The sequence below is a fragment of the Acinetobacter guillouiae genome (genome assembly GCF_002370525.2).
Taxonomy (GTDB): Bacteria; Pseudomonadota; Gammaproteobacteria; order Pseudomonadales; family Moraxellaceae; genus Acinetobacter; species Acinetobacter guillouiae.
Window position 1 is genome coordinate 1451676 of record NZ_AP014630.1, and the last position, 22542, is coordinate 1474217.

The 22542-nt window shown below is 37.5% G+C and carries 24 protein-coding genes; 15 read left to right on the forward strand and 9 right to left on the reverse strand.

The features are described 5' to 3' along the window. Positions 1 to 250 precede the first annotated feature (250 nt). Both cgtA and proB read left to right on the forward strand, forming a co-directional pair. Positions 251 to 1474 carry an Obg family GTPase CgtA gene (cgtA, locus tag AS4_RS06785; RefSeq protein ID WP_004820174.1) on the forward strand — a complete coding sequence of 408 codons (1224 nt, stop codon included), beginning with the start codon at positions 251 to 253 and terminating at the stop codon, positions 1472 to 1474. A 61-nt stretch (positions 1475 to 1535) separates the two neighbouring features. Continuing rightward, positions 1536 to 2669 carry a glutamate 5-kinase gene (proB, locus tag AS4_RS06790; RefSeq protein ID WP_004721861.1) on the forward strand — a complete coding sequence of 378 codons (1134 nt, stop codon included), beginning with the start codon at positions 1536 to 1538 and terminating at the stop codon, positions 2667 to 2669. 47 nt (positions 2670 to 2716) lie between these two features. Here proB and AS4_RS06795 read toward each other — a convergent pair whose 3' ends face one another. Genes AS4_RS06795 through AS4_RS06805 form a run of 3 tightly spaced genes read right to left on the reverse strand, consistent with a single transcriptional unit; the run spans position 2717 to position 5081 of the window. After that, positions 2717 to 3238 (reverse strand): hypothetical protein, encoded by a 522-nt coding sequence (locus AS4_RS06795; RefSeq protein ID WP_096733636.1) that lies wholly within the window; start codon positions 3236 to 3238, stop codon positions 2717 to 2719. Positions 3239 to 3258: 20 nt separating this feature from the next. Continuing rightward, a complete protein-coding gene (locus AS4_RS06800; RefSeq protein ID WP_004820178.1) occupies positions 3259 to 3906 on the reverse strand; it encodes an HAD-IB family hydrolase in 648 nt (215 codons plus the stop codon). Next, a complete protein-coding gene (locus tag AS4_RS06805) occupies positions 3873 to 5081 on the reverse strand; it encodes a DUF1615 domain-containing protein (protein WP_096733637.1) in 1209 nt (402 codons plus the stop codon). The genes AS4_RS06800 and AS4_RS06805 overlap by 34 nt, the downstream gene beginning before the upstream one ends. A gap of 83 nt (positions 5082 to 5164) precedes the next feature. On the opposite strand from AS4_RS06805, the gene dusB reads away from it, so the two are divergent. Next, on the forward strand, positions 5165 to 6187 hold the full coding sequence (gene dusB / locus AS4_RS06810) for a tRNA dihydrouridine synthase DusB (RefSeq protein ID WP_096733638.1): 1023 nt from the start codon (positions 5165 to 5167) through the stop codon (positions 6185 to 6187). A gap of 43 nt (positions 6188 to 6230) precedes the next feature. On the opposite strand, the gene AS4_RS06815 is transcribed toward dusB, so the two are convergent. Beyond that, on the reverse strand, positions 6231 to 6824 hold the full coding sequence (locus AS4_RS06815) for a DUF4291 domain-containing protein (RefSeq protein ID WP_034612150.1): 594 nt from the start codon (positions 6822 to 6824) through the stop codon (positions 6231 to 6233). Positions 6825 to 7031: 207 nt separating this feature from the next. Between AS4_RS06815 and AS4_RS06820 the strand changes: the two genes are divergently transcribed. After that, positions 7032 to 7538 (forward strand): DinB family protein, encoded by a 507-nt coding sequence (locus tag AS4_RS06820; protein ID WP_034612147.1) that lies wholly within the window; start codon positions 7032 to 7034, stop codon positions 7536 to 7538. A gap of 55 nt (positions 7539 to 7593) precedes the next feature. On the opposite strand, the gene AS4_RS06825 is transcribed toward AS4_RS06820, so the two are convergent. From AS4_RS06825 to AS4_RS06835, 3 genes are all read right to left on the reverse strand, one after another. After that, positions 7594 to 8637, reverse strand: coding sequence for an NAD(P)H-dependent flavin oxidoreductase (locus tag AS4_RS06825; protein ID WP_096733639.1), 1044 nt, complete (start codon positions 8635 to 8637; stop codon positions 7594 to 7596). Positions 8638 to 8767: 130 nt separating this feature from the next. Further along, positions 8768 to 9469 carry a VIT1/CCC1 transporter family protein gene (locus tag AS4_RS06830; RefSeq protein WP_004820198.1) on the reverse strand — a complete coding sequence of 234 codons (702 nt, stop codon included), beginning with the start codon at positions 9467 to 9469 and terminating at the stop codon, positions 8768 to 8770. 101 nt (positions 9470 to 9570) lie between these two features. Then, complete coding sequence (locus AS4_RS06835) at positions 9571 to 9915, reverse strand: hypothetical protein (protein WP_004820201.1); 345 nt, start codon at positions 9913 to 9915, stop codon at positions 9571 to 9573. 552 nt (positions 9916 to 10467) lie between these two features. Here AS4_RS06835 and AS4_RS06840 point away from each other — a divergent pair. The 4 genes from AS4_RS06840 (at position 10468) to AS4_RS06855 (ending at position 12649) form a co-directional block, all read left to right on the forward strand. Further along, entirely contained in the window at positions 10468 to 10878 is a 411-nt protein-coding gene (locus tag AS4_RS06840; RefSeq protein WP_004721835.1) for a roadblock/LC7 domain-containing protein, read from the forward strand. A gap of 365 nt (positions 10879 to 11243) precedes the next feature. Continuing rightward, complete coding sequence (locus AS4_RS06845; protein ID WP_004721834.1) at positions 11244 to 11600, forward strand: hypothetical protein; 357 nt, start codon at positions 11244 to 11246, stop codon at positions 11598 to 11600. A 98-nt stretch (positions 11601 to 11698) separates the two neighbouring features. Then, positions 11699 to 11914 carry a DUF1653 domain-containing protein gene (locus AS4_RS06850; protein ID WP_004820203.1) on the forward strand — a complete coding sequence of 72 codons (216 nt, stop codon included), beginning with the start codon at positions 11699 to 11701 and terminating at the stop codon, positions 11912 to 11914. Positions 11915 to 12055: 141 nt separating this feature from the next. Then, entirely contained in the window at positions 12056 to 12649 is a 594-nt protein-coding gene (locus tag AS4_RS06855; protein ID WP_034612124.1) for an O-methyltransferase, read from the forward strand. Between the two features lie 62 nt (positions 12650 to 12711). On the opposite strand, the gene AS4_RS06860 is transcribed toward AS4_RS06855, so the two are convergent. Continuing rightward, positions 12712 to 12918, reverse strand: coding sequence for a KTSC domain-containing protein (locus AS4_RS06860; RefSeq protein WP_004721830.1), 207 nt, complete (start codon positions 12916 to 12918; stop codon positions 12712 to 12714). A 240-nt stretch (positions 12919 to 13158) separates the two neighbouring features. On the opposite strand from AS4_RS06860, the gene AS4_RS06865 reads away from it, so the two are divergent. Together AS4_RS06865 and AS4_RS06870 are read left to right on the forward strand one after the other, a co-directional pair. Then, positions 13159 to 13662: an endonuclease V gene (locus AS4_RS06865; protein WP_096733640.1), complete on the forward strand. Its 504-nt coding sequence runs from the start codon at positions 13159 to 13161 to the stop codon at positions 13660 to 13662. Positions 13663 to 13762: 100 nt separating this feature from the next. After that, complete coding sequence (locus AS4_RS06870; RefSeq protein WP_096733641.1) at positions 13763 to 14119, forward strand: VOC family protein; 357 nt, start codon at positions 13763 to 13765, stop codon at positions 14117 to 14119. 99 nt (positions 14120 to 14218) lie between these two features. Here the strand turns inward: AS4_RS06870 and ahpC are convergent, their stop codons facing one another. Further along, the gene (ahpC, locus tag AS4_RS06875) at positions 14219 to 14782 is read right to left on the reverse strand and encodes an alkyl hydroperoxide reductase subunit C (RefSeq protein WP_004721823.1); all 564 of its coding nucleotides are present in this window, start codon (positions 14780 to 14782) and stop codon (positions 14219 to 14221) included. 617 nt (positions 14783 to 15399) lie between these two features. Here ahpC and AS4_RS06880 point away from each other — a divergent pair. The 5 genes from AS4_RS06880 to AS4_RS06900 all read left to right on the forward strand — a co-directional run bounded on the left by AS4_RS06880 (position 15400) and on the right by AS4_RS06900 (position 22525). Next, a complete protein-coding gene (locus AS4_RS06880; protein WP_096733642.1) occupies positions 15400 to 19380 on the forward strand; it encodes a DUF3418 domain-containing protein in 3981 nt (1326 codons plus the stop codon). Between the two features lie 47 nt (positions 19381 to 19427). Next, the gene (locus AS4_RS06885) at positions 19428 to 20543 is read left to right on the forward strand and encodes a beta-ketoacyl-ACP synthase III (protein ID WP_004721819.1); all 1116 of its coding nucleotides are present in this window, start codon (positions 19428 to 19430) and stop codon (positions 20541 to 20543) included. Between the two features lie 189 nt (positions 20544 to 20732). After that, positions 20733 to 21515, forward strand: coding sequence for a lysophospholipid acyltransferase family protein (locus tag AS4_RS06890; RefSeq protein WP_096733643.1), 783 nt, complete (start codon positions 20733 to 20735; stop codon positions 21513 to 21515). A gap of 27 nt (positions 21516 to 21542) precedes the next feature. Further along, a complete protein-coding gene (locus AS4_RS06895; protein ID WP_004721815.1) occupies positions 21543 to 22067 on the forward strand; it encodes a hypothetical protein in 525 nt (174 codons plus the stop codon). Between the two features lie 59 nt (positions 22068 to 22126). Next, positions 22127 to 22525, forward strand: coding sequence for a GFA family protein (locus AS4_RS06900; RefSeq protein WP_056515949.1), 399 nt, complete (start codon positions 22127 to 22129; stop codon positions 22523 to 22525). Positions 22526 to 22542 lie beyond the last annotated feature (17 nt).

Here is a 22542-nt window from a genome sequence, read left to right on the forward strand (position 1 = left end):
TGCGAATAAACAGAAATTGTGAGATTCATTAAAATAAGCGTGATTTAATTTTGAATTATTGATTTTCAGCTAACTGATTATAGAAAAATATGTGAATAAAAAACAATCGAAATCGAATAAAAATATGCATTATCAAGCCTCTCACAATAAATGTTTAAGAAAATTCATGCTTAGCTGAATAATACTATTCGAGAAATTTTTGAAAATATGGCAGAATATGGGGTTTTAAAGATTTTAGAGGATTGGCAGCATGCGCTTTGTTGATGAAGCAGTCATTACCGTAGAGGCTGGCGACGGTGGCAATGGCGTAGCCAGTTTTCGCCGTGAAAAATTTGTACCATTTGGTGGCCCAGATGGTGGTGATGGTGGTCGTGGCGGCAGCGTATATATTCAAGCTGACGACGATACCAGTACCTTAGTAGATTATCGTTATACCCGTAAATTTCGCGCTGAACGTGGTAAAAACGGTGCTGGCGCAAACTGTGCTGGTCGTGGTGGTGAATCAGTTATTCTGAAAGTTCCAGTAGGAACAACCATTGTAGATACAGAGTCTGGCGATATTATTGGTGATTTGGTTGAAGATGGCCAAAAGGTTTTAGTTGCACATGGTGGCGATGGTGGTTTGGGGAATACTCATTTTAAATCATCGACCAACCGTTCTCCGCGTAAATGTACACATGGTATCAAAGGTGAATACCGTGAAATTCGTTTAGAGTTAAAAGTTCTAGCGGATGTAGGTTTATTGGGGATGCCGAATGCAGGTAAATCTACCTTTATCCGTGCAGTATCTGCAGCTAAACCAAAAGTTGCAGATTATCCATTTACAACAATGGTACCGAACTTAGGTGTGGTCGATGCGGATCGTCATCGTTCATTCGTTATGGCGGATATTCCTGGACTGATCGAAGGTGCGGCGGAAGGTGCTGGTTTAGGGATTCGCTTCCTTAAGCATTTGGCACGTACACGTATTCTTTTGCATATTGTCGATGTACAACCGATTGATGGTTCAGATCCTGCCTACAATGCCAAAGCGATTGTGGAAGAATTGAAAAAATTCTCACCAACATTGGCTCAATTACCGATTGTTCTTGTTTTAAACAAACTTGATCAATTAACTGATGATACTCAAGAAGAATGGTGTAATCATATTCTTGAAGAATTACAATGGGATGGTCCTGTATTTAAAACTTCAGGCTTGCTTGAGGAAGGTACCAAACCTGTTGTGTATTACCTCATGGATCAAATCGAGCAACAACGTGAGTTGGAAGACGAAGATCCAGAGTATGCAGCGAAAATGAAAGCATTCCGTGATCAGCTTGAAGCTGAAACACGTGAGCAAACGATTGCTGCAAAAGAAGCTTATCGTGAAATGCGTCGTCAACAACGTCTTGCTGGTATTTTGGCAGAGGAAGAAGATGATGAGGATGACGATGGCGAGGATGATGGCGAAATGGAAGTGTACTACGTACGCTAATTTCTAAGGGTATCTATCATTTCTAAAGATACCCATTTAGAAAAGAAAGACCGAGGACAAGATGATAGAAGTGGTAGATGGGCAACGTCAGCTCAAGGCTTTAAAACGTATCGTTGTTAAAATCGGATCATCTTTACTCACAGCAAATGGGCAAGGTTTAGATTTGGATGCAATTTCGCATTGGGCGAAACAAATTGCAGATCTACACAATGCAGGACACGAGATTATTCTTGTGTCTTCAGGTGCTGTGGCTGAAGGGATGGTTCGTATGAAGCTAGAGAATCGACCCACCGATTTACCCAGTCTACAAGCTTGTGCTGCCATTGGTCAGATGGGGCTAATTCATACGTGGTCAAGCGTGTTGGAAAAGCATTCTATCCAAACGGCGCAAGTCTTGTTAACTCATGATGATCTTGCGGATCGCCGTCGTTACCTTAACTCATGTGATGCACTGCAAAATTTAATTGATTGGAAAGTGATTCCTGTAATCAATGAAAATGACACAGTGTCTACTGATGAAATTCGCTTTGGTGATAATGATACGCTTGCAGCAATGGTTGCAGGGCAAGTTCATGCAGACTTACTGATCATTTTGACTGATCAGCAAGGGATGTTTGATTCAGACCCGCGTTCTAATCCAAATGCAAAATTGTTCCATACTGTTCGTGCAATGGATGAAACCTTGTTTGATATGGCAGGCGGTGGTGGTAAGTTTGGTCGTGGTGGTATGTTGACTAAAGTTCGCGCTGCTCGTCTGGCTGCCAAGTCAGGTTGTCCAACGCTGATTGCCAGTGGTGAAAGTGACAATGTATTGGCTCGTTTAATGGCGGGTGAATTATTGGGTACTTTATTCATTACCGACGATGACCGTGTTACAGCACATCAACAGTGGTTAGCTGCACACCTTCAAACTGCAGGGCGTTTGGTTTTAGATGATGGTGCTGTCAAAGCCATTAAAGAAAACCATCGTAGTTTATTGCCTGTCGGGGTAAAAGCTGTTGAAGGGCATTTTGATCGTGGTGATGTTGTGGAATGTGTTGATCAGTATGGTCATCGAGTCGCGGTTGGACGGGTGAACTTTAGTTCACGTTCTGCTGAAACTGTCAAAGGTTTGGCTTCGGATAAAGTGTATCAGGTGCTAGGTGAAGCACGTTCTTTAGAAATGATTCATCGTAATCACATGTCGATTTATTGATTGGCTTTAAGATTTCTAAGAAATATGACCTCGCTTTGGCGGGGTTTTTATTTGGGTATGATTAATGGTGCTTTTTCGTTGTATAGATCGGATTTAAAAACTTTATGGCCGACCCATGACTTTAAGTAAAAATGTTGATCATGGAAGCGAGAGCCTCCTTGTACACCTTTGCCAAAATTTTCATCGTTATTTAATTTACGTTTGATCGCACTAAAAAAACTTTTAATATTTTTATCGGGTGTTTTTGAGATGATTCTTAAACTTATTTTTTCTAACGTATCCTCTGTTTCTCGACCACCTTCACCTGCAATCGCATATATACAGTATTCATCTTTGTAGATTTTATCTTTACTGATGTTTTGAGCTTGATCGAGAAAATAGAAGCCAAGATTAGGATGATCATATTGGCTAAGTTGTTCTTGTAAATTATCAGGCGTGGCAATTTTCATTTGAATTTTATGATTTGAATCAAAATATTCTATTGCCATTTCAATTTGATATTTCTTTAACTCGTGTTGAATATAGGGATAGAATTCAGAGAGTGGCATGATGATATTGATATAGGACATTGAAAAATCTCAGTGCTGAATTACGCAAATTTTTTTTCATCTTCTAAATAGGGTAAAACCTGATCCTTACCAACCATATATTGATAGTCGGCCAAATGAAGCATATCTAAATCTTCTTCACTGTTCCCATAGGCGAATATTTTATTATATTGATCTAAATCATATCTTTCTAAGATACGAAGTCGTTTTTGTTCACAACTGCAATCTGGCGTGGAATAGTTGCCAGTAAATTTGCCATCTATGACTTCAGTTCCAGTACAGATCAAATCGATATCTAAGATTTGGCAAATGATTTTGAGGTAAATATCTACAGATGCTGAAACCAAAACAACATCATCGCCATTCGTCTGATGTTTTAATAACTGTTGATAAAGATTTTGATCTAGTTGTCGAACTAAACGTTGAGCGTATTCATTTGCAATATCTTGAATTTCATTGGCATCGGCTTGTTTAAACATTGCATTAAATAATTTGATACGCATGGAGTTGGCAGGATAGATATTTAAATAATAAGCCTGAATCCACGGTAAAATTTTAATGCCTTGCTTTACGATATGTCTTTTTGATAAAGCATAGAAAATAAACCCTGTGAAACTGTCTTTTTTACACAAGGTTCCGTCAAAATCAAATAATGCTAAATTTTTAAACGTTTTGCTCGGTGCATACATGTTTCATATCGTCCGTTTACGCGGCTTGCGTACCAGTTAGTATTATAATCACGACTCAATTTAGGCCCAGAAATGACAACTTCAGGCATTATCGCATACATTGGATCTTTGCCTGTTTTATTCTTATAAAGTTTAGTCACTGCAATATAGGTTTGAGTTTTTTCAAAATCTTGCTGCTTCTCGTCTTTTAAATCACTACGTAGTTGTCTTGGTGTGACTAAAATATTATTTTTTGAAAATAAAGCAGTGAGGGCTTTTTCTGTATCTGTAATTGCCGGACGCGGGGCGCCATTTTTATCATACGAAAGTAAATCACCATCGAGTGCCAGATCAGCTTCAGTGAGCTTATCGATCATTTTTTGAAAAGCGGCATTTCGGCTCGAATACATGCCTGAGTTATAGTCAGCAAAACGATAAATCGGTTTATCATAATCTGCTGGATACATCATTAAACGATGAATTCCATAGTATAAACCTCCAAATTGAGTATATAGATCATCACGTAATTCATTGATGTTCATACTGGTACGTTTATGCTCTTTGGCATAATTGATATGAACCTGCATGGAACCTAATGTGGTGATTGGGTTCATTTTTTCAGCAATATCTTGTCCAACAAATTTGGCCGCACCTGTCAGCGCACTCACATGATAATGCTTTGCCATATAATCAAAGATTTCACGGTAAAGTACGTCTAAATCTTTTTCAGTGCGGACACGACTCATTTGTTTTAAATAGTTATCATCAGGTGAGGGCTGATTTTTTAAAACATTCTCAAAATATGAAGCAACCGTGCCACCAATTGTGGTTCCAAGTTTATCTTCAAACTTTTCATTTAAACGTGTGGTGACTTCTTTTACCGCTTTATCCCCCAAACCTGGCACGACAGGATTGGCAACAAAGTTAGATTCCTGATCAACCACTGCAATGATGGTACAGATATTTTCTTTGTTGGTTGGGATTTTTAATTCATTGGAAATATCGTAGATGTCTTTTGCCCACGAGTCACGTTGATTGACACGATTTGGAATCAGTTTTCTGATTTGCTCTTGTTTTAATTGTTCATCATCTTCATTGGCAAACCACGAACCTTTACCACAAGCGACTAGGCTTAAAGAAAGAGCTAACACGCTGAAAGATTTAAGAAATGCGTGATGTCGAACTAATTTTTTCATGTCGAAGAAAACATACTCAGAAAATGATGAGCCACTATGGCAGATGCAGTATACTATGAAGGTCTAAAAATGTATGAATATATATGTATATTGGTCCTTATCAACTGTCAAATAATTTAATCGTTGCACCTATGGCCGGAGTCACAGATCGTCCGTTTAGGACACTGTGCAAATACTTTGGTGCTGGGCATGCGGTAAGTGAAATGATGACCTCTGATCAGACCTTACGTATGACCAAAAAGAGTTTATATCGGGCAAATTTTGATGGTGAATTAGCACCGATTTCAGCACAAATTGCAGGGTCTGAACCAGATCAGTTGGCTGAGGCAGCACGTTATCAAGTTGCAAATGGGGCGCAAATTGTTGATATCAATATGGGGTGCCCAGCAAAAAAAGTTTGTAATAAACTGGCAGGTTCGGCATTGCTGAAAGATGAAGATTTGGTTGCCCGAATTTTAGATGCAGTGGTAAAAGCGGTTGATGTGCCTGTGACGTTAAAAACGCGGTTAGGTTTTTTAAATGGCCATGAGAATATTATCCGTGTGGCGAAAAGAGCAGAAGAAGCAGGAATTGCAGCCTTAGCTTTACATGGTCGGACCCGTGAGGATATGTATTTAAATACGGCACGTTATAGTTTGATTAAAGAAGTCAAACAGATGCTCTCTATTCCTGTGATTGCCAATGGAGATATCGACAGTCCAGAGAAAGCTAAATATGTATTGGACTATACTGGTGCTGACGCCGTTATGATTGGGCGCGCGGCCCAAGGGCGTCCGTGGATTTTTCGTGAAATTGCCCATTATTTAAAAACCGGTGAATATTTAGCAGCACCAGATATTCAAGAAGTAAAACACGTATTACTGGGCCATTTGTCTGAACTTTATCAGTTCTATGGTGAATACTCGGGTTGCCGAATTGCACGTAAGCATATTGCTTGGTACACCAAAGGCTTACATTCTAGTAATGAATTCCGTCAAAATATGTACAAAGTGGAAAGCACGATAGAACAAGCAAAAGTTGTTGAGGCTTACTTTAATCACTTGCTTGAACAAGGCAATACGATGAGTGATGTACAGGTTGAGTCGCTAAATTTATTGGATGTGTAATCAATAAGGTGTAATTAGTATGGAAGCGAACTCCCATACTGAATCAACCAATCACCAAATGTTTTTTTAATGCATCGTTTAAAGGATAAATACGTTGTTTAGGCAAGAGCTTTTCAGCGTGTTTATACTGTCCTAGACGTCGAAATTGCGCCATCTTATTTACAAGAGGCGTGATATCTTGGATTGAGTGAATCGCCGTGTTGTTAAACGCTTGAATTAAAAAACGACTAATCCCAATTTGAATACTACGCTGTTCAAGCTTAGTTCCCTTTAAATTCCGTTCAGGATCCCACTGAATATGAACCTTGGCATTTTCAAAAGATTCAAACCAGTGTTCGCCATTTTTATGCGCAGAGAGTGTCGGGTCGGTATGGATACTTTGCTGGAGTAAATATTCCCAAAAATCACGTTTGATACGGATTGCCAAAATATGATTTTGGTTGGATTTTGTTGCCCAATGACTTCTTTCCATTAGCCATAAAAATGAAGGTTTTATCCATGTCATTCTGTGAAAGGAAAAGGGCGAAACAAACTTTTGTTGTTGTACCGCCAATTGTGCAATTTGTTGGTTATAGGCTTGATAAACTGTAATCGTGTCACGGTCATATAGCGCACGTATTTGATGATATGCAGACATGATAAATCTCACTTGTATTTTGAATAAGTTGTTAAAAAATTTAAAACTTAATCAAATAAGTGGAAAATGATTCACCGATTGGCAAAAAATTTGATTTAACATGAGCATCAAGCTAGCTTTATTGATTTTGTCGCTATTCTAGTCAAAATGGCATTTTTATCAAGCTGATTATATTTCATATACCCACAATGATGGTTTATTTAAGTCATGAATAAAGACTCTTTCAGAATACTGGCACAATACAATATCTGGGCAACCCAGCGTCTTTGTGAAAGTTTAAAATCTGTATCCGATGATGATTTTAACAAAGATGTTGGTCTTTACTTTAAAAGCATTGTTGGCACCTTGAATCATCTATTGTTGGGTGAACATTATCTCTGGTATTCACGCTTTAAGCAGGGGATATCACCTGCAATTGCATTAAATACAATGATCCAAACTAAAAAGACAGCATTACTGGATGAATTACAAGAGAAGTCAAAAAATTGGATTGAGTTTCTAGAGCAGTTAGATGAAAAAACCTTAAATGCAGATTTAACCTATAAACGCGTTTCTGGACAACAACTGACTTTGCCTTATGCTGCGACACTTATGCATGTATTTAATCATGGCACACATCATCGTGGGCAAATTACTGCTGCAATGACAGGATTGGGGTATGCATGTCCTGAACTAGATTTGGTGTATATGTTGGTTGAACAAAGCCAAGCATAATCAATATAAATAGAAGCTGTTGCAGTTCAGCTTCTATTGACAGCTGAGTTGAGCATTAAGAATGGTTCATTTCCACAACCAATTGATTAACCAGATCCTGAGCCTCTAATTCACGAATCTGGCCAACATTACTTCCAGCCCAAAATGCACCAAAGCCAGTATCACCATGTTGCACCGCGAAAGCATTTAGCTGTTTTGCCAAATCATAAGCATAAGGGTAGGCGGCTACATGCGGGCGGTCGGGCTGATCAATCCTCGCTTGCCAATGATTGATGATACCACGTGCTGGGCGACCTGAAATGCTTGAGGTAATTTGAGTGAGTGGGTGATCAAATAAGGCCTTGCGATATGCTACATTGGCGTTTGATGTTTTACATTGCACAAAAGCTGTTCCCAATTGCACGGCATCAGCACCAAGATTTAACATGGCTTTGGCTTGTTGCCCATTCATAATACCGCCTGCTGCAACGACAGGCAGCGAGCTATGTTTTTTGATAAGTGTGACTAGATCTGAGGTTTTAATTGCACCATCAATTTGAGCGTTAAAAATACCGCGATGCCCACCTGCTTCGATACCTTGAGCCACAATAATATCAATCCCAGCTTCTTCAATAGCCAGCGCTTCAGCCAGATTGGTTGCAGAAACTAGAGTGATGATACCGGCCTGTTTTAATTTTTGAATTTGATATTGATGCGGGATACCAAAATGAAAACTTACCGCTTTGGGTTGAGTATCTAAACACAGGTTTAAAAAATCATCATTGTCTTTAAAGCTCGGGTAGATGCATTTTAATTCTGTGGGAGGATTTGCGCCGAATTTTTTAAATTCAGCGGCTAAATGTTGACTCCACAGCGTATTAGATTCAGTGTTTAATGCTGTTGATTCATGACAGAAAAAATTTAATTGAAAAGGATGTGGTGTTAACGCTTGGGTTTCTTGAATTTGCTGAAGTGCAGAATCTAGGGTATTTGCACCGAGTCCTAAAGCGCCTAAAGCCCCTTGATTTGATACTTCCGCTGCCAATAGTGGGGTAGAAACGCCTGCCATTGGTGCAAGTAAGATGGGATGTTTTATCCCTAATTGTTCTAATAAAGACATACTTAAGCTCCTTGAGTTTTAAGTTACTTTGCCCAAGCCAATTGCAATAAGCAAATTATGTTCGGTATTTATTATAAAAATATAATTCAAATACACCTTTAGAGTGTAGCTTATTTTATAGAGGCTTAGATCACATCGGAGTGACTTGGAACAGAGAACCAATCCAGCTTGAGAACGCCATTGCGATAATTCCCCATACCGCCACACGGAAACTACCCTTGAGTATTGATGTACCAGCAAAATAGCTGGATAAGGCACCGAGTATGACCAGCGATAAGATACCAACCACCAAAACAATCTTCTCTAAATACGCTTCTGGACTAAACAAAATCGACAATGTCGGAAACAAAGCACCTATTGAAAACGATAAGGCTGAAGAACCAGCAGCTTGTAATGGTCTTGCCGCAGTTGCTTCATTGATCCCAATTTCATCCCGTGCATGCGCTTCTAAGGCATCTTTTTCTGTGAGTTGAACAGCAACTTGATGTGCCAATTCGGGATCTAAACCGCGTTGAATATAAATGTGAGTCAGTTCTTTAAGCTCTAAGTGCGGGTTTTTTTCTAATTCGCGAGCTTCGATTTTTAAATCCGCCGCTTCAATATCTGATTGAGATTTGACGGAAATATATTCACCGGCAGCCATTGAGGTTGCACCTGAAATCAATCCCGCAATACAGGTAATCAATAGCGTGTGACTAGACGCACCACTCGCTGCCATTCCCATCACTAAACTGGTCACAGAAATGATGCCATCATTTGCACCCAGGACCGCTGCTCTTAACCAGCCTGTACGTTGTATAAAATGCTGCTCTAGGTGATGAGAATGTGGCATAAACAAAACTCCAAGTAACTGAAAGCTGATTCATTGATAATCTAAATATATGACAAATATAAAAAAGCTCCTATATTTAGGAGCTTTTTTTCAGATTAAAACTATTGGCTTGCTTTTTCTTTAACGTCCGCAGCACCTTTTTCAACAGCACCAGCGGCAGTTGCAGTGGCATCTTTAGCAGCATCAACAGTTGCATCGGCAGCATGTGCAGTTGCATCAGCGGCATGATCGACAGCAGTCGCAGTTGCATTTGCTGCATTATCCGCAGCTTTCGCCGTCGCATCAGCTGCATTTTGAGCGGCATGTTCTGCATCATGTTTTGCTTGTTCTACGGCATTTTCAGCATGTTCACCTGTGGTCGCCCCTGTTTCTGGCGCTTTATCTTTATTACAACCAACAAGTGCAATCGTTGCAATCAGACCAAGAGAGAGTAGAAGTTTATTCATTGTCTTGTACCTTTTTTAAATTAATTTTTGGCATCCAGCAGTTGGATGAAATAAATATAAACACAAAAAATAACCAAATCAAAAAATAAAATGTAAAGTTTTTATAAGATCAATTTATCTTATATCGAATAATAGCGCACAAATCTGCTTTTAATAAAAGCTTAATATAATATCAATAAACTGATTTTATAGTTTAACTGCCAATATCAATAAAATAAACAATGGTAAAATTTAAGCTTGTTTTAATGCTGTATCGTTAAAATTAAATCAAGATAAGGTTTAAGATCCACTCAATTTATGATATTAGTTATTTGAAAGTGACCTTGTTGAAAAAAATCTGACAATTTGAAGCTTTGTGGCGCAATATCAGTGCTCAAAAAATTAAATTAAAAGTGAAAAAACATGTTTACAAGCCAATAAAAACAGATAGAATTGAGTGTAAAATGTGAAGTATATCAAATAATTCTGTTGCTGGAAAAAGTCTGAAAAACCTGTGTTTTCGGCTTTTGAAAATGCTGAATTTACAAATTAATTTATGGGGTTTTCTTGAATATGCTTGACCTAAACACATCTCGAAAAGTACCTGATGATTTTGTAGCATATGCTGAAAAACAAATCAGGCAGCTTTTGAACTCTGTCAGTGGTGTAGAGTTCATCATGTTGTGTACTTCTGATGGGTTTGAAATTGCTTTAGTCAACAAGAAAAATATTAGCAATTCTGGAAAGATTGCCGCAGTGAGTAGTTCGATTTTAGCCCTAGTAACCGCATTTGTTTCAGAAATCAATCTTGTTGGATGTCAAACAATTACCTTAGATGCTGAGAACGGAAAAGCACTTTTGACAGCCATTCCTCATCCAAAGCATCCACTGGTTTTAGTGGCGATGACCAACAAAGATATTTTATTGGGACAGATGCTCTATGAGCTTAAATCTACTTCAGAATTACTGATGAGAAATATATAGATAAGCCATTGTGAAAAATGTAACTTCAGTTGCATTTTTTTTGAAAAATGAGATTTGTACTGGGTTTTTTGTATCTGGTATTTGTTGGGTTTTTTCAAAAGTTTTAAATAGTCAAATTAGTCATTTATTTTTTAAATTTCTATTGAATAGTTAATATTTTTTATGCTATTAAAATGAGTGTGGGAAATAATTAACTAAAATTGATTATCAAATAAAATTAAATGGGTATTCAAAAAAAGAATACTAATTTATCCATGTTAGTTAGAAATGAATATTTTTAGCTAAATAGTAAAGTGTTTTAGTAAAGCAAAATAAAAATTGAATTACTAAAGCGAACAACAATGTTGAAAGAAACGGGGATGCTCATGGCTCGTATTACACTAGATCAATTAACTGATATCGATGGTTTCGTTTGTGCTGCATTAGTAGATAGCGAAAGTGGTTTATCTTTAGCGACTGCAGGTGCAGGTTTAGACTTAGAATTAGCAGCTGCAGGTAATACTGAAGTTGTTCGTGCTAAGCGTAAAGTAGCAAAAGCACTGAAATTAGATGATGTAATTGAAGATATTTTAATTACATTAGGTAAACAGTATCATTTGATTCGCCCACTTGATTCAAATGAAAACTTATTCCTTTATCTTGTTTTAGATCGTTCTAAATCAAACTTAGCAATGGCTCGCCACGAGTTAAAAGCATTTGAAAAAGGCTTAGACTTTTCTTAATTTAAAAATTGAAAAGCATAAAAAACTCGTCTACGGACGAGTTTTTTCTTTGGCTATCCTGTATAACATAGATATCGTATTTAGAGTGTTGAGTGTAGATGTTAAAAGCTGGAATTTATAAACATTATAAAGGTAATTTATACCAAGTCTTTCATGTCGCAACGCACAGTGAAACCCGTGAAAAAGTTGTGGTTTACCAATGTTTATATGATGATTATTCAATCTGGGTTCGACCTTATGAAATGTTTTGTGAGCAAGTCACATTAGAAAATGGTCAAGTCCAAGCAAGATTTGAATTTTTACATGAGGTTTGAGTTGTACTTGCTAGATTTTATTGAATGATAAAGTCGCGTAATAAACCGTAACGATGTAACTTGTCAAAAGCTATGTATTGTCATAGCAATGACGTAAATGATTGAAATAATAACAATGATAGTGAAAAGGAAGATCTAAACATGAGTTTAAGTAACCCATTTTTGCAACGATTGAATGAACTATATCAATCCTTTATTAAGTTTGATGCTACACAGTGTGATCGTATTAAACGCTATCGAAATATCGAACCTGAATCAGCATTGTTTTTAGCCATGCAAGTGAGAATTCAACAGTCTAAGAAAATTTTAGAGATCGGGACATCAACAGGTTACTCTACATTGTGGCTTGCGGATGCAGCCAAAGTCACAGGTGCCAAGGTGACAACGCTAGAGATCGATGAAAAAAGAACTCAGCAAGCACAACTGCATGCTCAAGAGTTACAGGTTGATGACGTGATTGATTTTTGGGTAGGGGATGCACAAAAATACTTGGAACAGTGTCAGGAACAATATGACTTTATTCTACTGGACGCTGAACGCAATGCTTATTTAAATTACTGGATATATTTACAGAAGATGCTTGTAGAGCATGGTGGGGTATTGATTGTAGATAATGTGATATCACATGCTGCTGAAGTAAAGAGCTTTATCATGGAAGTTAAACGAGATGAAAGGTTTATGACCACAACCTTGTCGATTGGGTCTGGTCTGTTTGTGGTGACATTTAAAAACTAACCGAGTTTTACATCAGGGAGAAATCTCCCTGACTTTGCTTTAAAAGCACAGTTCTTAAAAAACTATAAAATTGAAAGTCGCTTAAAATGTAAATCGTATTCTAGATATTTATGCACGAATGCTGTTTTATCACTACATCGTAGTAAATTATTGTATATAAATTCTGGGACAGGATGGTAAAGTTCACCAGAACCATTGTTATAAAAAATTTTTAAATACCGTGAAGAAGCATTGTACTTCCAAGAAGTCACGGTAATCATTGATCCCATAAGCAACCCCTTAAACTTTTGATTGTTTTACAGAAAAATGTATTCTGTATCTTTTGAAATTAGTCTATTCACTTAAAGAAATGTATAGTGGTTTTGTAAATAAAGCTGTTTATATTCTGCTAAAGATATTCATATTTTGACATTACAGATTCTGGGTAAGATAAACACTTAAAAAATCATCAGTAAATGAGAAAATTGGTATTTTATTTTAGTCATTAATTAGTCATTAAGAGGTAGATCATGATTCTTGCAATAGACGTTGCCTATACAGATAACTCTGCACAAGTTGCTGGTGTAGTATTTGAATCTTGGGCGAGTTCAGTTGTATTGAATCATTACCTTATCACCATCAAACCAATTGCTGACTATGAGTCAGGTCAATTTTATAAACGTGAATTGCCGTGTATTTTAACGTTATTGGATTTGGTGCAAGAACCCATCGATATGATTGTGATTGATGGCTATGTCTATTTAGGCGCTGAACAAACAGCAGGTTTAGGACAGCACTTATATGCTGCCTTAGTTGATAAAATCCCTGTGATTGGAGTGGCCAAAAATGAGTTTAGAGGAACGCCAAAGGAATTTGAAATTTTACGTGGACAAAGTGTTAAGCCATTATATGTCTCTGCCATCGGCATACAACTAGCGCAAGCAAAACATAATGTACAGTCCATGTATGGGAAATATCGTATTCCTGAGTTACTCAAGCAAGTTGATCATTTGAGTAGAACAACGCAAAAATAATTTTTTGCTATCCTATATTCAGTGGTTTAAATGTATTATCAATTGACTCATATTTTGTTTTCTGTAGAACAATATTTTATAAATTTAAGGAGAAACATCGATGGATCAGTCAGCGGCTCGTCAAAAAATTTCCATTAACTATATTGAATTTATGGTGAAAGATGTCGTACAAAGTAAAAGGTTTTATCAAAACTTAGGCTGGACTTTCACCGACTTTGGCCCTGAATATTGTGAGTTTGATTCTGGGGAGATAAAAGGGGGCTTTGCTCAGTCTGATGATGTGCAAAGTTCTGGTGGTGCATTAATTGTTTTGTACAGTGCCCAATTAGAACAAAGCTTAACGTGTGTGAAAGAGGCGGGTGCAACCATCGTACAAGAGATTTTTAGTTTTCCAGGTGGACGTCGTTTTCATTTTAAAGATTTAGATGGATATGAAATTGCAATTTGGTCGCATTAAATAAAAATCTACAAACACAAAAAACCTATACATAAAATCTAATGCAAAAAAACCACGCTAAAAAGCGTGGTTTTTTATGTGTTTAATCTAATTCAAGAATTAGATTTTACCAACTAAGTCGATTGAAGGAGCAAGAGTTGCATCGCCTTCTTTCCATTTCGCTGGGCAAACTTCGCCAGGATGACCGTGAACATATTGAGCTGCTTTAACTTTACGAAGAAGTTCAGAAGCATCACGACCAATACCACCAGCATTGATTTCGATGATTTGGATTTTACCTTCAGGATCGATAACGAAAGTACCACGGTCAGCAAGACCAGCAGATTCAATTAAAACTTCGAAGTTTTTAGCAAGAACCCAAGTTGGGTCGCCAACCATTACATATTCAATTTTTTTGATTTCTTCAGAAGAATCGTGCCAAGCTTTGTGCGTGAAGTGTGTATCTGTAGAAACAGAGTAGATTTCAACGCCTAATTTTTTGAATTCAGCATAGTTGTCAGCAAGGTCACCAAGTTCTGTTGGGCAAACAAAAGTGAAGTCAGCTGGATAGAAGAAAACTACAGACCATTTACCTTTAAGATCGGCTTCTGTAACTTCGATGAATTGGCCGTTTTGGAAAGCTTGTGCTTTAAAAGGTTTAACTTCAGTATTAATTAAGCTCATCATTATCTCCATGATTGAGGTGTTTATCTAATATTTAACTAGAATAATGAATTTTAGATTATTGGGGAAATAGTATTTTTTTATCGCTAAGATCGGAAAATCAAATTAGCGTGCTCCAGATACATTTTACCAAAAACCGTTGTTTTGTCAGTATTTCATCAACTAAAGCAAATAAAGATGATGTTTGAATGACAAAGCATCCTTTTTTAATCTGTTACAAACATGATGCTTCTGGGGCTATATTTCAAGGGCGATTTCTAAAAAAGATATAAAATTTATTTCAATGTATAGAATTTGTTCATATAAGATAAATTGAATTTTAACTCCATCACATTTCAATGTTGTATAGCGTGCAATGATATGGGTGGTGCTGTTTTGTACTTAAGCATCACCTCAAGCTACCTGATTGATGTAGATCAACCGCAACAGATCTAGGTCTATATGAGTATTTGCAGCCACAGACAGTTGCTTGGTTGAGTGAACTTTAGCAGCTTTTAAATATTATTTTTATAATACATGTATAACGTAAACATGAATTCACTTTGATTGGACTATCTCTCGTGTGCTTTACAGCGTAAAATATTCCGTTCAATTTTAAGTATTAGGATAATGCATCTGTGCCAAATCAGTTAAATGTCGATCAATGGGTTATGGTACGAGATCGCCATCGTTTAAATCGACTGAAAAAAGGAAAAGATGCTCATCCTGAAAAATTCCAAGAACTATTTGAGAAATCAAATCATCAAGTCAAAAAAAGATTAGCCAGTCTACCGACAATTAAACTCAATCAGGATCTACCAGTTACCCAGTATGCAGATAAACTGATTGAAGCGATTCAAAAGCATCAGATTATTATTGTTGCAGGGGAAACGGGTTCTGGTAAAACCACACAATTGCCACAGATCGCAATGCTTGCAGGTCGTGGTTTAACTGGGATGATTGGTCATACTCAGCCTCGACGTCTGGCAGCACGAAGTGTATCGCAACGTATTGCTGAAGAAGTCGGTGAGAAGCTGGGTGAAAGCATCAGTTTTAAAGTGCGTTTTAATGAACAAGGATCAAATGATTCAATCGTTCGCTTAATGACGGACGGTATTCTTCTTGCTGAACTTTCTAATGATCGTTATTTAAATAAATATGACACGATTATTATTGATGAAGCGCATGAGCGTTCATTAAACATTGACTTCATCATGGGTTACCTGAAGCAACTGGTAAAAAAGCGCCCTGATTTAAAAATCATTATTACTTCAGCGACATTAGATGTGAATCGCTTTAGCGAATATTTTAATGGCGCACCGATTTTTGAAGTGGAAGGACGTAGCTTTCCAGTAGAACTGCGTTATCGTCCAATTTCTGAGATGACGATCGGCGGCAGTGATGATGATGACTTTGATGATTTTGAAGAAAATTTACCACGCGCAGTGGTACAAGCTGTAGAAGAATGTTTTAAGGATGCTGAATCTAAAGGACATCCTGAACATGCGGATATTCTTATTTTTTCAAGCACTGAACAAGAAATTCGAGAACTACAAGAGACCTTACAAAAATTTGGTCCTAAACACACGCAAATTTTACCGTTATATGCACGTTTAGCTTTAGCCGAACAGCAGAAAATCTTTAATCCCTCTGGTGGTGGGCGACGTATTATCATCGCGACCAACGTCGCTGAAACAGCGTTGACTGTACCGAATATTCGTTATGTGATCGACAGTGGCTTTGCGCGTATTTCTCGCTATAACTATCGTTCACGGGTGCAGCGTTTACCAATTGAAGCGATTTCTCAAGCTGCTGCAAACCAGCGTAAAGGGCGATGTGGTCGTATTGCACCAGGTGTTTGCATTCGCTTATACAGTGAAGATGATTTTCAAAGTCGTCCAGATTTTACTGAACCCGAAATTAAACGAACCAATTTAGCATCGGTTATTTTACAGATGCAAAGTCTAGGTTTAGGTGCTGTAGAAGATTTTGATTTTATTGAGCCACCAGACCATCGTTTGGTCAATGATGGACGTAAGTTGCTGATTGAATTAGGTGCTATCCATGAAGTGCAAAATTCAAATAATTTTCCTCAAGTGGTTGCACAAAGTGAAAGTGCGGTTTCCCAACAGGGAGTAGTAGATGGTGATAAAGTAAAAAAACTTGCTCAACCTGCTACTAAAAAAGCCGAACTTCAAAACAACAGTTTAACCAAAATCGGTCTACAAATGGCAAAAATGCCAATAGACCCACGCCTTGCACGGATGATTCTCGGTGGTGCTCATTTTGGGGTGCTGAATGAAGTTTTAATTATTGTTGCTGCGCTTGCAGTACAAGACCCACGCGAGCGTCCTGCTGATAAGCAAATGCAGGCGGATCAAAAACATGCATTATTTAAAGAAGCAGATTCAGATTTTCTATTCTATATTAAACTGTGGAATACACTGACTGAAAATCGTGAAACTTTAAGTGAAAGCAAAAGACGTAATTTTGCCAAACAGCATTTTCTTAGCTGGTTGCGCTTACGCGAGTGGAAGAAAACGCATGAACAATTACTGGATTTAGCACAGGGCTTAAAACTTTCATTCAATGAAAAGACAGCCAGTTATGAAAATTTACATCGTGCTTTATTGACAGGGTTATTGTCTTTTATTGCCAATAAAACTGACGAACGTAATATTTTTATGGCAGTTCGTCAGCAAAAAGCCCGAATTTTTCCTGCATCGACCTTACATAAAACCAATACCCCATGGGTGATGGCATTTGAAATGGTCGAAACCTCACAGGTGTATTTACGCACACTGGCAAAAATTGAGCCTGAGTGGATTCTTTTAGCTGCGCCTAACTTATTAAAACATCATTATTTTGAGCCACATTGGGCGAAAAAACCGGGTGTGGTCAATGCTTATGATCAGATTTCATTATTTGGGCTGATCATTGAACCGAAGCGCGCCACCAATTATGAAAAAGTGGATCAGTTGGCTGCGCATGAAATTTTCTTAAGAGATGCACTAACCACAGGAAACTTGGGAACAACGCCACCATTCTTAAAACACAACCTATTAAAGCTTGAAGAAGTTGAGCGTGTGGAAGACAAACTGCGTCGTCGTGATTTGGTCGTTGATGAAGAAACCATTTATCAGTTTTATGCCGCAAAAGTACCTACAGAAATTGCCAGTCGGCGTAGTTTTGAAGATTGGCGAGCAACAGTAGAGCCGCAGAATCCTCGTTATCTGTTTGTTGATGATGATGATTTATGGATGAATGATCGTCCAACCACGCAACAATTTCCAGATTATTTACATAATGGACAATTACGTTTAGCTGCCAGCTATCGTTTTGATCCAAGTCATGATGAAGATGGCGCAACAGTAAAAATTCCGGTACAGGCCTTAGCGCAAGTTGATGAAAATATTTGGTCTTGGGGAATTCCGGGTTGGCGTTTGGATTTAATCGAAGCGTTATTAAAAGCCTTACCAAAAGATAAACGTCGAAATTTGGTGCCGATCCCAGATACAGCCAATAAATTGATCAAAGTAATTGATGCACAACATTTGCATCAGCATATTTTTGAGTTTTTGGCATTTCAATTACGTGGTGAACAAATTACCAGTAAAGATTTTTCTTTTGAACGTATTGATCAGTACTTAATTCCATTTATCAAAGTAATTGATGAAAAAGGCCGCGTGATTGAAAAAGGCCGTGATCTTGCCGAACTCAAAGCACGTTGTCGAACTGAAACACACAGTCCCGTCAAACAGTTAAAAGGTGAGTTTACTACTTTTCCTGAAAGCTTTGTATTTGAGGCCTCTCAGAAGGTGACAGGGGTTGTGGTTAAACAATATCAGGCACTGGTCCCGAGCAAAGACTTTGCTAAGTTAGAGTTGAAAGATGACTCTGGTATTGTGATTCAGACTTTTAATGATCAAAGTGAAGCGATTAAGCAGCACCGTGAAGGCGTAATTCGTTTGATTCATATGCAATTGGGGGATTTGATTCGTCAATTGAAAAAGCAAATTTCCAAGCCACTGGCATTGGCATATTCTCCTTTGGGTGATAAAGCGCAACTTGAGCAAATGTTGGTGTACGCAACATTACAAATGGCAATTCAAGATTTACCCATTAATGCTGAAGAATTTGCGATAGTCATGGCAGATGTGAAAAAGTCATTTTTAAGTCATGGTCAGGAAGCATTAAAGCTGATCAGTGAAATTTATATTCAATGGCAGGAAATACGCCAGCAATTGTTGATGTTGGATCAAGATGTATTTGCTAAAAATATGAATGATATTGAAGATCAACTGGATTTAATGAACTTATCCAATTTTGTTTATTCAAAATCTTCCGATATTTGGCAGGAATATCCACGTTATTTAAAAGCATTGTTATTGCGTTTAGATCGATTGCCGAATAATCTAAATCGTGATGATGCTGCAATTAAAGAAGTAGATCCTTGGATGGATAAACTGTTTAAGTTTAAGTCGGATGTTCGTGTTAAAGAAGTCTACTTCATGGTTGAGGAACTACGTATTTCATTATTTTCTCAACCAATGAAAACCAAGATGCCGATTTCGTCAACCAGAATACAAAAAGTATGGGAAAAGCTTGGAATCGGTTAGAATAGAAATAATTTGAAATATTTGTGAATTTAAAAAAGGAGTTTTACATGGGCATCCGTATTACAGGTACAGGTTTGTACCATCCTGAAGAAGTGATTACCAATGAAGAATTGGTGGATTGTTTAAATGCTTATGTGGAACAATTTAACAGTGAAAATGCTGAAAAAATTGAAGCGGGTGAAGTTGTTGCCCGTCGTGGTTCAAGTGCAGAATTTATTGAAAAAGCCTCAGGTGTAAAGCGTCGTTATGTCATTGAAAAATCAGGTGTCCTAGACATTAATCGCTTGCGTCCACGTTTAGAAGAACGTTCAGATGAAGAGCTTTCAATCCAAGCAGAGTGGGGCGTAATTGCGGCAAAACAAGCGATGGAAAATGCAGGCGTAACTGCAGAAGACATTGATGTGGTGATTTTGGCTTGTTCAAATTTACAACGTGCTTATCCTGCTGTTGCAATTGAAATTCAAACTGCATTGGGTATTCAGGGCTATGCCTATGACATGAATGTGGCGTGTTCAGCTGCTACATTTGGTTTAAAACAAGCCTATGATGCTGTAAAAACGGGTGCACGTCGTGTGTTATTGGTTAATGTGGAAATTACCTCAGGCCATACTGACTATCGTTCACGTGACTGTCACTTTATTTTTGGTGATGTTGCAACAGCTTCAATTATTGAAGAAACGGACAGCAAAACAGGGTTTGAAATCGTAGATACCCATTTGTTTACCCAATTCTCCAATAACATCCGAAATAATTTTGGTTTCTTAAATGGTTCAGAATTAACTTCTCGTGATGATAAGCAATTCCGTCAAGATGGCCGCAAAGTATTTAAAGAAGTGTGTCCATTGGTTGCGAAAATTATTTCTACACAATTGGAAAAGAACAGTATTCAACCTGAAAACGTAAAACGTTTTTGGTTGCATCAAGCCAATGCCAATATGAATGAATTAATTTTAAAACTCATTGTAGGCAAAGAAGTTGCAGAAGCGGATCCTGATTTGGTACCAATCATTTTAGATGAGTTTGCCAATACGTCTTCAGCAGGTGTGATCATTGCATTACATCGTAGTGCTGATCAGGTGAATGATGGTGAATATGGTGTGCTGTGTTCATTTGGTGCAGGTTATTCTGTGGGTTCAATCCTTGTGCAAAAGCATGTTGCTTAAATTATAATTTTCTAAAATCTCCCTCCTTGCGCCGCGAAAAGCGCAGTTCAGCTACTTTGAAAAAGAGGGGGGAGATTGTCAAGAATTTAAGTTATTTTATTTGTGTAAAGCTCTTCCCTGAAAATGGAGGAGTCATACGCTTAAGGCTAAGATCAAATAATGTTGAAAAGTATTTTGTAGAGATACAGCATGACTGAAAAAACCTTGAAAATACGACACAACGCTAAATTGATTCGATTAATAAGCAGCTTACAGCGCTTTTACTTTCGTCCAACATTTTTAGGTACTGAAAATTTAGTGCCGAATAAACCAGCCATGTATGTCGGTAATCACACCATCTATGGTGTTTTAGATTCTCCGATTCTGATTGATTATTTATTTACAGAACATAAAATCGCAGTGGTCAGTTTAGCTGATCATATGCATTTTCATATTCCGATTTGGAAAGAAGTGGTTAAACGTGTTGGTGGGGTTGATGGTGTACAAGAATATGCCAAAGAAGCGATGCGACAAGGTTATTCGATTCTGGTTTTTCCAGGCGGCGGTCGAGAAGTCATTAAACGTAAAGGTGAAGCCTATCAACTGATCTGGAAGCAACGCTTTGGTTTCTTAAAGTTGGCTCAGGAATTTGGTTATGACATTGCTCCTTTTGTGGCTTTAGGTGGTGATGAAGTTTTTGATTTAGCTTTTGACGTAAACGTACTGCTTAAACAAAAGTGGTTTAATAAAATATTATCAAATCCCAAAATAGGTTCATTGCTTAGACAAGGTGAAGTTATTCCTTCGATTCCAAAGCATATTATTCCAAAGCGAATCCCTTTTTATTTTAAATTTATGCCACGATTATCTATTGACCAGATAGAAAACATGGACGATATGATTGTATTTCGTGATCAATTGCAAGCGAGTATTTATACTGAAATTGAGGCGTTAAAGTCTTATCGAGCGCATGACTTGGAACAAAAAGCTTAGAACAAAAACAACCCTTGAGATCGCATAATGTTTGAACTGCAAACCAATTTTAAACAGATACTTAAGCTCTTTAATCCGCGAACTCAACCCATTCAAAGTACTGTGACTTTTCTTCAAGATCCTTATTATCTCGAATTTTTAGGACAGTGTAGCGATACTGAAATTACCCCTGATATTGATTTATTTGGCTATGAAACTACGATAAAGGAAAACCAGTATTTCGCAGAGCATGTGGAAAATTTATCCCAACAACTATGGAAAATTGGTCGTACAGGTCAAGGTGATGAATGGTTTTTAGATCGGAATAGTTTTGATATTTTATTCTATGATCATGATTTAGGTATGGACTTAGATGAGAATTTAAAACGCGATCAGTTTCAGTCGATGCAAATCAACTTTTTTCAATTTTTACAATTTGCTTTACTTCTGCAAGCGCTGGAACAACACTTGGATAAAAATCCATTATCTAAGGTGGAGTTGGAGCAATTTCAAGATACCGTGAATCGTATCCATCCTGAACTTTTTTCACGTTATCCATTTGATTATTTATAAGTTATAAGCGTTACAATTGATCGATAAAATGAGTTTACTCACAATATAGAGGAATAAAAATGTATACAGCTTCATGCCTTTGTGGTGGTATTCAACTGAGAATTCATAGTGAAATTCCTCAAATATTTGTCTGTCATTGTCAGCAATGTCAAAAAGCCCAAGGTTCAGCATTTGTGGCGATTGCTCCTATCCAGACTAAAGATTTAGAGATTGTTCAAGGACAGGCATTGTTTCAAGAATATTATGCCACTGAAAATAAAAAGCGAACCTTCTGTAAAAGATGTGCATCCCCATTATTTAGTGCGCGTTTAGACCTACCTGAGGTCGTGAGATTACGTGTAGGCATTGTAAATGAGCCTGTTCAAGGCAAGATTGTTTCACATGCATTTACTGACAACAAAGCTGCTTGGTTTGAAATTTTGGATGATGCCCCACAATTTGCTCAAGCGCTTTGTTAAAGAGTGAAGTTATATGT